The organism is Brevibacterium sp. RIT 803 (assembly GCF_016892625.1).
Classification (GTDB): domain Bacteria; phylum Actinomycetota; class Actinomycetes; order Actinomycetales; family Brevibacteriaceae; genus Brevibacterium.
Map to the genome: position 1 here is coordinate 33032 of NZ_JAFEMW010000002.1, position 13328 is coordinate 46359.

General features: G+C 61.2%; 13 protein-coding genes and 2 tRNA genes. 6 read left to right on the forward strand and 9 right to left on the reverse strand.

Translation table 11 applies throughout. From position 1 onward, the window contains the following. Nucleotides 1-9 precede the first annotated feature (9 nt). From JTF07_RS07405 to JTF07_RS07420, 4 genes are all read left to right on the forward strand, one after another. The gene (locus tag JTF07_RS07405) at nt 10-393 is read left to right on the forward strand and encodes a hypothetical protein (RefSeq protein ID WP_204233669.1); all 384 of its coding nucleotides are present in this window, start codon (nt 10-12) and stop codon (nt 391-393) included. Continuing rightward, nucleotides 390-617, forward strand: a complete 228-nt coding sequence (locus tag JTF07_RS07410) for a hypothetical protein (protein ID WP_204233670.1) — start codon at nt 390-392, stop codon at nt 615-617. Before JTF07_RS07405 ends, JTF07_RS07410 begins: the two co-directional genes overlap by 4 nt. Nucleotides 618-1024: 407 nt before the next feature. Beyond that, the gene (locus tag JTF07_RS07415) at nt 1025-1780 is read left to right on the forward strand and encodes a hypothetical protein (protein ID WP_204233671.1); all 756 of its coding nucleotides are present in this window, start codon (nt 1025-1027) and stop codon (nt 1778-1780) included. Between the two features lie 965 nt (nt 1781-2745). Continuing rightward, a complete protein-coding gene (locus JTF07_RS07420; RefSeq protein WP_204233672.1) occupies nt 2746-3303 on the forward strand; it encodes a recombinase family protein in 558 nt (185 codons plus the stop codon). 235 nt (nt 3304-3538) lie between these two features. Here the strand turns inward: JTF07_RS07420 and JTF07_RS07425 are convergent. The 5 genes from JTF07_RS07425 to JTF07_RS07445 all read right to left on the reverse strand — a co-directional run bounded on the left by JTF07_RS07425 (nt 3539) and on the right by JTF07_RS07445 (nt 7943). Continuing rightward, nucleotides 3539-3615: transfer RNA gene (locus JTF07_RS07425), tRNA-Ile, on the reverse strand. Between the two features lie 136 nt (nt 3616-3751). Then, nucleotides 3752-5011, reverse strand: coding sequence for an EAL domain-containing protein (locus JTF07_RS07430; RefSeq protein ID WP_204233673.1), 1260 nt, complete (start codon nt 5009-5011; stop codon nt 3752-3754). 84 nt (nt 5012-5095) lie between these two features. Next, complete coding sequence (locus JTF07_RS07435; protein ID WP_204233674.1) at nt 5096-6574, reverse strand: MFS transporter; 1479 nt, start codon at nt 6572-6574, stop codon at nt 5096-5098. 123 nt (nt 6575-6697) lie between these two features. Then, nucleotides 6698-7750, reverse strand: coding sequence for an LLM class flavin-dependent oxidoreductase (locus tag JTF07_RS07440; RefSeq protein ID WP_204233675.1), 1053 nt, complete (start codon nt 7748-7750; stop codon nt 6698-6700). 120 nt (nt 7751-7870) lie between these two features. After that, nucleotides 7871-7943: transfer RNA gene (locus JTF07_RS07445), tRNA-Asn, on the reverse strand. Between the two features lie 224 nt (nt 7944-8167). On the opposite strand from JTF07_RS07445, the gene JTF07_RS07450 reads away from it, so the two are divergent. Both JTF07_RS07450 and JTF07_RS07455 read left to right on the forward strand, forming a co-directional pair. Continuing rightward, nucleotides 8168-9079 carry a DMT family transporter gene (locus JTF07_RS07450; protein ID WP_353843906.1) on the forward strand — a complete coding sequence of 304 codons (912 nt, stop codon included), beginning with the start codon at nt 8168-8170 and terminating at the stop codon, nt 9077-9079. 42 nt (nt 9080-9121) lie between these two features. Further along, complete coding sequence (locus JTF07_RS07455; RefSeq protein ID WP_353843933.1) at nt 9122-10387, forward strand: glycosyltransferase; 1266 nt, start codon at nt 9122-9124, stop codon at nt 10385-10387. Nucleotides 10388-10408: 21 nt separating this feature from the next. Here JTF07_RS07455 and gluQRS read toward each other — a convergent pair whose 3' ends face one another. From gluQRS to JTF07_RS07475, 4 genes are all read right to left on the reverse strand, one after another. Beyond that, nucleotides 10409-11368 carry a tRNA glutamyl-Q(34) synthetase GluQRS gene (gene gluQRS, locus JTF07_RS07460; protein WP_213018710.1) on the reverse strand — a complete coding sequence of 320 codons (960 nt, stop codon included), beginning with the start codon at nt 11366-11368 and terminating at the stop codon, nt 10409-10411. Next, nucleotides 11365-11682, reverse strand: a complete 318-nt coding sequence (locus JTF07_RS07465) for a GNAT family N-acetyltransferase (protein WP_143921580.1) — start codon at nt 11680-11682, stop codon at nt 11365-11367. Before JTF07_RS07465 ends, gluQRS begins: the two co-directional genes overlap by 4 nt. Before the next feature lie 93 nt (nt 11683-11775). Beyond that, nucleotides 11776-12618: an amino acid ABC transporter permease gene (locus JTF07_RS07470; RefSeq protein WP_143921579.1), complete on the reverse strand. Its 843-nt coding sequence runs from the start codon at nt 12616-12618 to the stop codon at nt 11776-11778. Continuing rightward, nucleotides 12615-13277 carry an amino acid ABC transporter permease gene (locus JTF07_RS07475; protein WP_204233676.1) on the reverse strand — a complete coding sequence of 221 codons (663 nt, stop codon included), beginning with the start codon at nt 13275-13277 and terminating at the stop codon, nt 12615-12617. The genes JTF07_RS07470 and JTF07_RS07475 overlap by 4 nt, the downstream gene beginning before the upstream one ends. Between the last annotated feature and the right edge of the window lie 51 nt (nt 13278-13328).

Sequence of the window (13328 nt, forward strand, 5' to 3'; positions counted from 1 at the left end):
GAAACCAACATGAATACACGAATCACAGATGACCACCCCGACCTCACCTGGGCGAATATCGACCAGCTCGAAGTCGGGGAATGGTACGCAACCTCGGTTGAATCACCCCTGTCTTACATGCTCATCGGCACAGCCACAGGCCGCGGCGGACGGACCGAATACGACATCGTTTGCCCCATCGGGGCAGGACGCAAACCCAGCCTCAGAACGTTCTGGAAGCCCGGGAATCAACTGATCGTGATTCCCCCAGAGCATGTAGGGCAACGCCTCACAGACGCTGCCATAGCGTTCGCAGAGAAGGAACGGCAAGGCCTTAGTCGAATCACCCTGAGTCCTGAGTCATGGCCCAACTGTCTAGCCGAGGGCAACGACGATGCCGAGGTATCGGCATGATCCCATTCGATCTCAGCACAGAAGACAGGAAGCTCCTCGGGCATGTTCTTCCGCTGCGTGTCGCCTACCTCGAAACCCAGATCGAGAAGTTCGAACGCAGACAGATCCACTCGTTCGACGCAGGACGGGAAGGTCGCATCAAGGGGACCGCAACGGAACTCGGGAAACTTCTCCACCTGCTCGACCGGCTCGAAGCCGTCGAAGGTTCAGGTGATGCCGCGTGAGCGTGTCGACGCCGCCGAACTATGTGCCGCCTGAGAAAGGCGAGAGCAGGCCGGAGACAATCGACGAGGCCCGCCGCTGGCAGACCCGCCATAACAAGTACGTAGCCGCCGGAATATGCCCACGGTGCGCAGGACAAGCTGCATACGGACATCAACTCGGATGGTCGAATGTCTACCCGCCCTGCTCAACATGCTGGCCTGTCGTCACCGGATGGGATTCTCCCACCGGCTCGCCGTCTGGGTGGCATGTCCTCAGCGCTGCCAAGGTACCCGTGCAACGGGCCTTGCGTGCGCAGGTCAGCACCTGAGGGTGCGATCACCCAGCCAGCCCCTCAACTCGTCACAAATCGCTTTACCGGTAGTGCCGTCGATCACGGCACACCACCAACTAAGAATGGAATCATCTTTTGAATAGCACAATCAACACCGCTCAGTCCTCAGTCGCCAAGGCCACCGATGATCTGTCATCGGCCAGAGACCAGCTCGCAGGTGCGCTCGCCCTCATAGGTGAGCTTGACAAGGCCCTCGACAGCCCCGACCCGCTCCCGAAGGGTCACGGCTCCAAGGTAGCCGATGCCCAAGCCCAGGCCCAGCAGTTACAGCGACTCGTCAAACGACGCGAGGACAGTCTCACAGAAGCCCGGTCGACACTCCGTGCCGCCGAGCATGAAGCCTGGACAGCCAAGGTCAACACCCTCGCAGACCAGGTGGCCGCGTTCGACCGTTCGGCCTTCGAGACAGAGTTCATCGCGAAGGTCCAACCCGTCGTCGATGAACTCCTGCAGCAGGTGTACGAAGTCAAGCAGGCCGAGACCGAACTGCGTTCGCTCACCAGTGGAGAGGTTCACCCAACTGGTCGGGTATCGTTCACCCCCGACAGCTACCGAGACCTGATCATCGACGGAGACAAGGTTCACTCCTTGGCACCCCAACATCTCGTCAAGGACCTCGGATCCAAGATCGTCGATTCCCGGCATCAGACCGCAGTCAACGAAGCTCTCGCCGAACAGCGGGAAGCCCGGGCCGAGGAACAGGCCGAACGAGCCGCCGAGCTGAAAGCTCAGCGTGAAGCCGCGAACGTCTCGAAGTGGGGTTCCACCACCCCGCCTGCCGCAGTCACGAAGACAACGAGGGACGGCAAGGTCACCTTCCTCCGACGCTGAACGTCTGACTGAATAGCACGAAGAGGATGCCCTCGACCCATCACCGGGTCGGGGGCTTTCTTGCATTCACCGGAAGTCTGATCGACTTCCCCGGACTGTTTCAAATATTTCCGCAAGGCAGGTCTGGTCCGATTGGACCACCCCCGAATGTCGATACCCCCCATACCTAAGTTACCGTTCAGCACTCCCCAGTAACCACCCCCTGCCCTGCTCCCACCTGCGATCATTCGACACTGGTAGGCAACTGAAGTGGGAACAAGTTCCCCTGCTATCACCAACGGTGGCAGAGACGGCCGGCAGTGAGGGCAATACCCCCCATCCTTCCAGAATCACCAGGCCCAACACGGTCAGGGCAAGCCCTGCCCTGCACACTCGACCGGGCACGTTGGTGCCCCTTGTGCTCGACCCGAGGCCGATGCTCGACACCGCTCACTCCAAGCTCAGGCCGCAGGGCTTAGGCACTGCCGCTCCACCACACCACACCACACCACACCACACCACACCACACGCAGCCACGCTCTACGTGGCCCACACACGCCCGAGTACAGCACCGTGCCCACTGTCCCTCACCCATGCCCCACCTGCTCGCGTACGGGGCAGGCAGGAGCGCATGGTAGTACGTCCTCACACAGCCACACTCGTAGCCCTGTCCTCATCCAGCAGCTCAGCCATGCTCGCTACCTCTGCTATCGCCACGTCACCGAGTACCGCGTCCAGCATCACCAGCCCGAACCCCAGCAGTTCCGGATCACACGACAGCAATGGCCACTGCTGTCCTCGCTGTAGGTGTCCAAGGAAGTACACCAAACTGGACACGGATCCGCCGATCCGGTCCCCCTAGATCTAGAGTCCAAATGAACCCACCGTAATTCGTTTGACACGAATCCAATTAGTCCTTAGAATCAAATGGACAGCTACACAGATCGGCAATCAAGCCGATCATCCCCAGGAGTGAGGACCCCACCATGAGCGGCAAGATCGTTGCATACGTCCGAGTATCATCCGCAGACCAGAACGAGGCCAGGCAGCTCGAAGCCCTCGAGTCTGCAGGCGGATACGACAAACTCTTCATCGAGAAGATCTCAGCCAAGGATCGTCACCGCCCCCAGCTCACCGCCATGCGCGAATTCGTTCGCGAAGGCGACACGGTTCGGGTGAAGTCAATCGACCGCCTTGCCCGATCGACACGGGATCTACTCGACATTGTTCAGGAGTTCAGCGACAACGACGTGTCCGTCGAATTCCTCGACACCCCCGACATGAACATCGGATCCGCTCAAGGCAAATTCATGTTGACCGTGATGGGTGCGTTCGCAGAACTCGAGCGCGTGACCATCAATGAACGACAGCGCGAAGGTATCGCCCTCGCGAAAGCCGAAGGCCGCTTCGGCAAACCCCGCAAGCTTGACGCCATGCAGATCACCGACGTGATCGAACGTCGCCACAATGGCGAGAAAGTGGCCGACCTCGCCGCAGACCTCGGAGTCTCGCGGCAGACAATCTACACCGCCCTCAAGTCCTGACAGACCCCGGCTCCACCGCCCTCAACCCTTCGGAGTCGGGGGTGTTGTTGTATCTCAGACAGCAACAGGAGTCCCTGCCGCCCAATAGTGCAAGAAAAGTGCAAGTCCCAGCCAAGACAAGCCAAGACACGCCGGGAAAATTGACAGGCATCTAGTGTTGTGCCTGGTGAACTCTACAGCAAGACCAAAGCCCCGCTCCCCCTTGTGTTTACTGGGATAGCGGGGCTTTTCGTGTTGGTGCCCCCGGTCGGACTTGAACCGACGACCAAGGAATTATGAGTTCCCTGCTCTGACCAGCTGAGCTACGGGGGCGAGCAGAAATAAGATTAACACCAACTGACGGCCTGGACCCATTCGGCTCACGCGCAGCCCGAGGAAGTCGGAATCGTCAGATGCCGTTATTGCTCATTCCTCTCGCAGGCAGAGTCCGGTCACGAGCAGAAGACGATCAGCTCGCTGAGGAGATCGGTGATATGCGCGTCAGCGCACTTCGAGCGGCATCGACACAGGTATAACGCTCGGTCGTGATGTAGACGTCGAATACGACCTGACCGTCGCTGCCGGGATCGTTGCGTTTGGAGGCGGCGACGAGACCTGACCAATCTGGACCGACCACGACGACGCCGTGCTCATTGCGCATGGGATCTGATGCGTCGACGACCCCTGTGCGCACACCCGGGATCGGAGGCTCTGTAAACCCACCTGAGAACATCGCCGTCAGCCCGACCGTGTCGCGAATACGTTCATAGCGGTCTCGGGTGGCTTGGGAGAAGGTCTCATCTTCACCGAAGACACCGAGGGTGATTGTGGCGGCACCTGAAGCCAGGGCGCGCTCTTCGAGCGCAGCGATCTGGGCGACCAGAAGCTCACGATTCATCACGAGTGGCTCGCGTCGCAGGCCCTGGGCAACCGAATAGGGAGTTCCCAGAGCCGCGAGATTACGCGAATAATGATCGATCAATCCGTCCTCGATCGGCTCGGCGAATGGCTCGGGCTGCTTGGTTGCGGGACCGAAGAACGGACCAGACATGAAGCGTGCGCCCAACGCGCGAACACGGTCGAGATCGTCCTCGGTGGTGACACCCTCGGCGAGGATCACTGCGCCCGTGCGTTCGAGGTGAGCGTGGAGCAGACGGTTGAGCTCGGCCAAGTGAGATTCACAGTCGATGCGCAGCACATCGGGATGAAGACCGACCACTGACGGATTGACCAGAGGCACGAACGAGGTGCTGCGCAGGTCTGCGCCGACCGAGGACATGCCCACACCCCATCCCATCGAGCGCGCCTGACGAACCGCACGGAGTACTGATGCAGGTGACGATGAAACGCGGGAGGCGTCAAGCTGGAGGATGACGGAACGGTCGGGTTCTTCGGTGCGATCTTCAAGGGTGGCGAAGGATTCGTCTTCGGCGTGGAGGAAGAGTCGGTTCGACTTGGGCAGTCCGGCCGCCTCGGCGGTCCTCAGAGCTGTTGCCCGAAGCGAGGCATCGATGTCGCCGATCATTGCCGAGGCATGCATCTCGCGGCGGAGATTCTCGGATTCAGCGTGCCCGAGTGCCGGGTCATCGGTGGGGGCCTGGAGGATCTGATATCCCACCTTGTCGAAGGTGTACGCATCGACGACGGGGGCGAAATAGGTTTCGATCCCACCTGAGCGCACCAACTCTTCGAGAGCCAGGTCCAGATCGTGTACCGCCTCAACCACCATATGTCCTTCCATGGGCAAACGTGCGTTCACAGTCTTCCACATGAGGACAGACGCGATTGTCTAAATTCCGTAACATTATTGCGCTCAGAGCTGACGGCGCCGGCCTCGCCTGACCTCGGCCAAACCGACGATTCCGGCCAGAACCACGATGATCGCAATCGCTGCGAATGAGGCGATCATGCCGATGTTCCAATCGCTGACCGCTGTGACAGCGAAGGCCAAGGCGGTCATGATGGCCAAACCCATCGACGTGCCGATGCGCTGTCCGGTCTGCAGGACTCCCCCGGCCGAGCCTGCATACTTCAGTGGCACTTCCTGCAGGGTCAGGGTCTGGTTGGGGCTGATGACCATGCCCTGTGCGGCACCGATGAAGCTCAGAGTCAGCAGCATCCACCATTCGCTGCCGATGCCCTCGGTGAGCAGGAAAATCACGCCGATTGTCGAGACCAGACCCACCAGGCAGGTGATGATCCCCCAGACGACGAGTCGGCGGCCGACCTGGAACACGAAACGTCCGGACACATCTGCCGATACAGCGGAGAGCAACGCTGCCGGAAGTCCGATCATGCCTGCTGCCAGCGCAGTGTGGCCCAAGCCCTGTTGCATGTACATGGCGATGAGCACCCAGACGCTCGTCACGCCCATGAAATAGAGGGTGATGATGATCGAACCGTTGCTGAAGCTGCGAATGCTGAACAGGTTCAGATCGACCATGGGAGCGCGTCCACGGTCAGAGTACCGGCGCTCCCAACGGGTCCAGTACCAGATGGTGAATATGCCCAGTGGCAGGGCGAGCCAGATGAACCACCCGACAGAAGACTCGACGAAGGGCAGCAGCACTAGGAGGACTCCGACCCCGAGCAGAACCACTCCGAGTGGATCGAGGTCTCGATCCCTTTTCGGTGCGTATCCCCCGTTCGCCGAGACTGCCGCCGGGTTCGCATCGGTGCCGTCGGTGGCGCCAATCGGGTGCCAGGCTGATTTCGGCAGCCAGCTTCTGGCGAGGATGAGGGAGACGACCGCGAAGGGGACATTGACCAGAAAGGCCGCACGCCAACCCGGCTCCGGGCCGAAGAGAGCGATGAATACACCGCCGAGGATAGGACCGGTTGCAACGGAGAGGCCGACGGTGGTGCCCATCAGTCCGAACGCGCGCCCGCGCTGTGGCCCTTGAAAGTACTGCTGCAGCAGCCCGACGACCTGCGGATTGAGCAGTCCTGATCCGAGTCCCATGAAGACGCGAGCAATATTGAGGGTCAGCGCCCCGGGCGCGATGCCGGCGACGAGTGAGGCCAGGCCGAACAGGGCCACCCCGATCATGAACAGCTGGCCGCGTCCGAAGACGTCGCCTGCTCGGCCTGCTGCCACGAGAACAACGCCGAACGAGAGAGCATAGCCGGTCAGGACCCACTGCAGAGCCGAGGACGATGCTTGAAGATCCGCCTCGATGGCGGGCAGCACGACGTTGATGATCGATACCGACAGCAGAGACATGAAGAGCGGGACGAGACCGATGAGGACGATTCGTCTTTGAATCTGATTCATCCGCTGGCCGTCGCTCACCTGATCACCTCTGTTCAGAACGCATTCCGCACAGAGGTTGCCGTACGGAACCAAGTCGATTCGACAGTCCCCTATGTGGGAACTGTTTCATCATACGTGCCAGTGTTCAGACCTCGGGCGAAATCACACTGCGGAACCGGTCACCGGGCCAGATGTATTGGGTTGCCATCCCAGAGCAGGAGCGACGTAACTGGCGAAGGACTCCAGAATGTGGAGGTTGTAGTCCACGCCGAGTTGGCTCGGGATCGTCAGCAGGACCGTGTCCGCGGCTTCGACCGCTGGGTCGGCCTTCAGCGCCTCGATGAGTTCGTCGGGTTCGCCTGCATAGGTCTTGCCGAAGGTCGAGCGCGTACCATCGATGATCCCGATCTGATCACCTTCTCCACCTGAACGGCGACCGAAGTAGAGGTCATCGAGGTTCGTGGTGATCGGGAAGATGCTGCGGCTGACAGACACGCGCGGAGTCCAGTCATGGCCAGCATCCTTCCATGCTGCGCGATAGCGATCGATCTGATCGCGTTGCAGCGCACCGAAGGATGCACCGGTGGCTTCGGTCAGCAGGGTCGAGCTCATCATGTTCACGCCCTGGGCAGCGGCCCATTCAGCGGTCGCCGCAGTACCGGCGCCCCACCAGACACGTTGCTGGAGACCTGGAGAATGCGGTTCGACACGCAGCTTCTTGCCTGGACCGAACTGCGTCGGATCGGCTGGCACGAGTTCTTCGCCCTTGATTGCAGACAGGAACTGCGCGAACTTCGCGCGGGCCATGTTCGCGGCCTTCGCATCGTCACTGTCGCTGTAGCCGAAGGCTTCCCACCCCCGGTCTGCTGGTTCCGGTGATCCCCGGCTGATACCCAAAGCCACTCGCTGATCAGAGAGCAGGTCAAGGGCAGCGGATTCCTCTGCCAGATAGAGAGGGTTCTCGTAGCGCATGTCGATGACACCGGTCCCGACCTCGATTCGAGAGGTCTTGGCCGCGATCGCCGCCAGAAGCGGCATCGGCGAGGCTGCCTGCTCAGCGAAGTGATGAACCCGGAAATACGCGCCGTTGACGCCGATCTCGTCGGCCCCGACGCCGATCTCGACTGCCTGCTGCAGCGCCTCCTTGGCGCCGTACTCCCCCGGAGCACTTCCCGAACCGTAGTGACCGAAACTCAAGAAACCGAATGCCTTCATACCGTCGACAACCTACTTGATCGATCAACTATTCCCGTCTGCTCTGCGCGCGACCCAAGCCAGCGCACCAGACCTGCAGGCACGACAAAGGCCCCGTCCTTACGGACGGGGCCCAAGCGGCTCCCCCGGCTGGGCTCGAACCAGCGACCCTTCGATTAACAGTCGAATGCTCTGCCAACTGAGCTACGGAGGAAAGGCGCAGTTGCCTGCGCACGTTGTGTCAGCTTAGCAAAGACACTCGGCCCACGACAAAGCGGGCAACAGTGCTTTAGCTCACAGTTCCGGTTAACCCCACCACCGGACAGCGTGGAATCCATACAGTCAGGACAAACCCAGTCAACAACCACCTCGGCGAGGTGACCGCACTGTAAAATCAAGGGGATTCCTCACCCCACCCATGCAGCGGAAGAAGTGCACGTGACCTTAGTGGCAATCGCCCTCGCCGTCCTTGCGGCGGTGGCACTGGCCTATGGAGCGCTGTACCAGCATGACGCCGTCGCAGATCAGGACGACTCCCACAACGGGCTGAGCTGGGCTCACTTCAAAGAGCTGCTGAGCAACAGGAAATGGCTGATCGGACTGATCATCACCGGTCTGGGCACCGTGGGAAACATCGTCGCTCTGGCGCTGGCACCGGTCATGGTCGTCCAACCCGTCGGTGCCTTCTCCCTCATCGTGTCCGTCCTTCTGGGTGTGCGCCATCGTGGGCTCAAGGTCAACCGACGTCTGGTGCAGGCTGTCATCTGGTGCACTGTGGGGGTGACGATCTTCGTTGCGCTCTCAGCCACCACCGCCCGCACAGAGGTCCACCTGGGATCCGACGCGCTGCCCCTGGTGTGGATCACTGCGGTCATCCTCGCGCTGGGCCTGGGCATCATGCTGTTCTTCCGGAGTGCGCCCCAACTCGTGCTCATCATGGCTGCGGGTCTGCTGTTCGCATGTGTTGCCACGAATACACACCTCGTCAGCGTGCAGCTGCTCCGCGCGGGAATCGACCAGGTCACGTGGCTCAACGTCATCGGCCTAGTCGCCGCGACTGCGATCGGAGCATGGTTCGTCCAAAACGCGTATGCGGCCGGCCCCCCGGAGATGGTCATCGCAGGCCTGACTGTCGTTGATCCCATCGGCGCAGTGATCTTAGGTTCGGTCGTCCTCGGAGAAGCGGCATCTGCTCCGGTCTGGCTCGTCGCCATGATCGCAGCCACCGGATTGGTCGCGTGTCTGGGCGTCGTTGTATTGTCGCGGTATCACCCCGATGTCAAAGATCGAGAACACCAGCGTCGAGTCGCTCGTCGCACAGACCAGTTGACCGACACCGAGGAGAGTTGAATCCTGTCCGCGTATAGTCACACCCCAGCCCGCCGCATTCTCATTCCGACGGAAACCTACGCACCCGAGGTCAATGGCGCCGCGAAGTTCGCAGAACGTCTGGCCGCCGGGCTAGCTGCTCGCGGCAATGATGTTCACGTCGCCTGTCCATCCGCGACAGGAAAGGCCTCGGTGAGCACCGAGGACGGTGTCACGGTCCACAGACTGACCTCACATCGTTGGCCGCTGCATCCGACTTGGACCATCTGCATGCCCTGGGAGACGAAACCCGAACTGTCTCGTCTCCTCGACTCTCTTCAGCCCGACGTCGTGCATACTCAGGCGCATTTCGTCATCGGTCGCTACGCGTTCTCGGAGGCGAGCAAGCGGGGCATTCCCGTCGTCGCCACGAACCACTTCATGCCCGATAATGTGCGACCATATCTGCGGGCGCCGAAATCGCTTCTCGACGGTGGCACTGCCGTGGCCTGGTGGGACCTGCGCAGGAAATTCGAGTCCGCAGACTTCATCACGGTGCCCACGCAGCTCGCTGCCGACCTGCTGACGCAGAACGGGTTCACCTCCCCGATTCGCGCAGTCTCCTGCGGTATCGACCTGGAACGGTTCGCGCACCTGCGTGACGATCGGACTGCCCAGGACGATCAAGCCGTCCAGAACGATCAGACTGCCCAGCCTGAGCAGGCGTTCGGAGGGTCGCCGACGACGTCTGAGCGGTCGACTGCGGCTTCCGGCACCGAGGTCGCGGCACCACCGCGTGTCCTCTTCGTCGGCCGACTCTCTTCGGAGAAGCACGCCGCCGACATCGTCGAAGCGGTCGCGAAGACCGACCCGGCGCTCGGGCTCGAAGCCGACATCGTCGGCGGCGGGGATCAGGAGGAGCCGCTCAAGGAACTGGCCGCGGAGCTCGGAGTCGCCGATCGCATCCATGTGCTGGGCAAGGTCAGCGACAAAGAGCTCATGGACGCCTATCAGCGGTGCACGTTCTTCTGCATGCCCTCGACAGCTGAGCTCCAGTCCATCGCCACGCTGGAGGCACTGGCTTCACGCAAACCCGTCGTCCTCGCTGATGCGGTTGCGCTTCCACACCTGGTCAGGGACGGGGTCAATGGGTTCCTCTTCCCGCCGCGGGATATCGAGGAGCTGGCCTCGCGATTCGCCCAGATCTGCGAGCTCTCCGACACCGACCTCGACACTATGGCCAGGGCATCGCTCAATGTGGTCGCCAAGCATGACATCGAGTACACACTCGACACGTTCGAATCCATCTACAACAAGGTCATCACCGAAGGCCTGGAGGCAGCGGCCTGAAGCAGTCAGACCCTTGAGCCTTCAGCCATCTGCGCCCATCGGCGGAACAAACACCGTCTCCCCGGTACGAAGACGATCGAAGTCCACGCCTGCCACCATGTCATCGAGAGATGACCACGAACCTGTGGAGCCTGCAAACCCGAGGGATGAGCACATCCACGCGTAGACATCTTCGAGTGTCCAACCCTGGGCGCACAGCTGCTGGTAGGTGACCGCACCATCACGCTTGGCCAAGCGTCTGCCGGCAGAGTTCACGACCAGTGGAACATGCAGCCACGAGGGCTGTGGCAGGCCCAGCAGATGGGCCAGATGAGCTTGACGAGGCGCCGAGGTGGCCAGGTCGTCCCCGCGCACCACTTCGTCGACACCGCTGGCACCATCGTCGACGATGACGATGAGGTTGTAGGCGAAGACTCCATCGCCGCGCTTGAGGACCAGGTCATCAACCGGGGACGTGATCTCGCCCAGCAGCCTGTCCTGCACCGTGACCTCAGCGTTGTCGGTCTTCAACCGCAGTGCCGGGCTGCGCCCCTGTTCGTCAAGACGCTGTCGGTGCCGTTCTCGTTCGGACTCCGACAGATCACGACAGGTCCCGGGATACGCTCCGGGCGGAGAGTGCGGTGCCGTTGGCGCCTGTTGGATGTCCTTGCGTGAGCAGTAGCACTCGTAGACGAGTCCCTGTCCCTCGAGGCGACTCAGGGCTTCGGTGTACATGTCGAGACGCTCCGACTGGACGAGCGGCGGCTCATCAGGGCTGACGCCGAGTTCAGCGAAGACCTCGAGCTGTGATTGTGCCGCACCGGGCTGGACTCGATCGAGGTCCTCGATGCGCCAGAGGAACCGTCGCCCGGTCTGTCGCGCGCGGACATACGCCAGCAGTCCCGAACGAATGTTGCCGATGTGCAGGTCGCCGCTTGGGCTTGGTGCGAATCGCCCTGACCCAGTGATCGACGTCTCGAGTCCTGTGGTCTGTATGCTCAAGCCTGCGTCACGAGGTCGGCGTACTGCGGGAAACGTTTGAGATAGTCCTGAACATAGCTGCAGGTCGGGACGATGCGGCCGCCTTCGTCCCGGATCTGATCGAGGACCGTGGTGACCAGTGTGCGGGCGAAGCCACGGCGAGAGAAGCCCTCGGAGATGATGGTGTGCTGGAGTTCGACGGTCTCGTCGTCAATGACCCGATAGCCGAGGAAACCAGCGAACTCGACCGGATCCTCAGCGGTGAAGATCTCAAACCGTTCACGACCGGGATTCTTGACCACCGTGACGGGGGTGGAACTGAGCTCGGGTTGCATATGGGACTCCTTGTCAGCGGCATCGTCCTTGTCACGAACATTACAGGGTGGCGCCGGGATCTTCACTGACCGACGCCACCCGGTTCTGGTCGATCAGGCGGCGGTCTGCGCTGACAGACCTTCTGCCCCGACAGGCGCGGTGGACTTGCGCTGCAGTCGCTTCTCCAGCCAACGGGCGATTCCGGCGACGATCATATTGATGATGATGAACAGCACGGCACCGACCAGGAACGTCGGCAGCAGGTTGTTGTACTCGCGGCCGATGAGATTCACCTGGTAGAGCAGGTCCTGGTAGGTGACGATGAAGCCCAGGGCCGAGTCCTTGAGCAGCACGACGATCTGCGCAATGATCGTGGGCATCATGGCGCGCAGAGCCTGCGGCATCAGCACCAAGCTCATCACCTGGCCCGGGCGCAGGCCGATGGCCATGGCGGCTTCCCTCTGCCCCTTCGGGACGGCGAGGATACCGGCTCGGATGATCTCTGCGAGAACCATGCCGTTGTAGAGGGTGAGGCCGATGACAACGGACCAGAACGCTCCGATCGTGTTGCCGAAGATGAGGAACATCGCAAAGATGAGGAGCAGTACCGGGACCCCGCGGAAGAACTCGAGGACGATGGTTCCCGGTACCGAGATGACCTTCTTGCTCGAGAGCCGCAGCAGCGCGAATACGACGCCGACGACCAACGCCAGCACGGAAGCGACGACGGCCACCTTGAGGGTGGCCCCCATGCCCTTGAGGAGCACCAGCTGAATCTGGGAGAAGCTGAATGGATACCATTTCGCCGAGTCCAGCTGACCAGCATCGGCGAACTTCCAGATCACGAAGGCGATGAGGCCGGCCAACACAACGGCCGAGACGATCGAGAGGATGATGTTGTTCCGGCGAGCCTTGGGGCCGGGCTCGTCGAACAGGACCTGAGTCGGTGCGCTCATCGTAGGATCACCAGCTTCCTCTCGAGGTAGTCGAAGACGCGACCGAGGATCAGCGCCAGGATCAGGTACGCAAGGGCAGTCCCGAACAGCAGCGGGATCACCAGATCTCCGCGCACCTCAATGGCGTTGCGCATGGCCGAGATGAGTTCTCGATTGTTGAACGCCGAGGCGATTGAGGTGTTCTTCAGCAGCGCGATGATGACGCTGCCCAGGGGCGGGATGACGGTGCGGAACGCCTGGGGAAGGATCACCTGGCTCAGGGTCTGTCCGAAAGTGAGCCCGACTGCTCGTGCGGCTTCGGCTTGACCCACAGGAATCGTCGAGATGCCCGATTTCAGGGTCTCGGCGACGAAACATGCTGTGTAGGCCGTCAGCGCCAGAGTTGCATAGATGAAGGAGTTGAAGGAGCTGGTCGCGCCGAATCGGATGTCGAGGAACGGCAGCCCGAAGGCACAGAAGAACATCACCAGCGTCAGCGGCGTGTTCCTCACGACGTTGATGTACGTTGAGGCCGCGATCCGCAGGACCGGTGTCGGTGAGACTCTCATTCCAGCCAGGATCGTTCCCAGCACGAGGGCACCGATCAGGGCGACGGTGAAGAGTTTGATGGTTCCCCAGATGCCTGAGAAGAACATCTCGAGAAGTTGCAGAAAATCCATTCCAGATTCCTTAATCGATGCGAGGGCACCGTCGGGTGCCCTCGCATCATG

Bases quoted from the DNA above. Each gene is read 5' to 3' on its own strand.
- JTF07_RS07405 (WP_204233669.1), top strand. From the start codon at position 10: ATGAATACACGAATCACAGATGACCACCCCGACCTCACCTGGGCGAAT.
- JTF07_RS07410 (WP_204233670.1), top strand. From the start codon at position 390: ATGATCCCATTCGATCTCAGCACAGAAGACAGGAAGCTCCTCGGGCAT.
- JTF07_RS07420 (WP_204233672.1), top strand. From the start codon at position 2,746: ATGAGCGGCAAGATCGTTGCATACGTCCGAGTATCATCCGCAGACCAG.
- JTF07_RS07430 (WP_204233673.1), bottom strand. From the start codon at position 5,011: ATGGTGGTTGAGGCGGTACACGATCTGGACCTGGCTCTCGAAGAGTTG.
- JTF07_RS07440 (WP_204233675.1), bottom strand. From the start codon at position 7,750: ATGAAGGCATTCGGTTTCTTGAGTTTCGGTCACTACGGTTCGGGAAGT.
- JTF07_RS07465 (WP_143921580.1), bottom strand. From the start codon at position 11,682: ATGCAACCCGAGCTCAGTTCCACCCCCGTCACGGTGGTCAAGAATCCC.
- JTF07_RS07470 (WP_143921579.1), bottom strand. From the start codon at position 12,618: ATGAGCGCACCGACTCAGGTCCTGTTCGACGAGCCCGGCCCCAAGGCT.
- JTF07_RS07475 (WP_204233676.1), bottom strand. From the start codon at position 13,277: ATGGATTTTCTGCAACTTCTCGAGATGTTCTTCTCAGGCATCTGGGGA.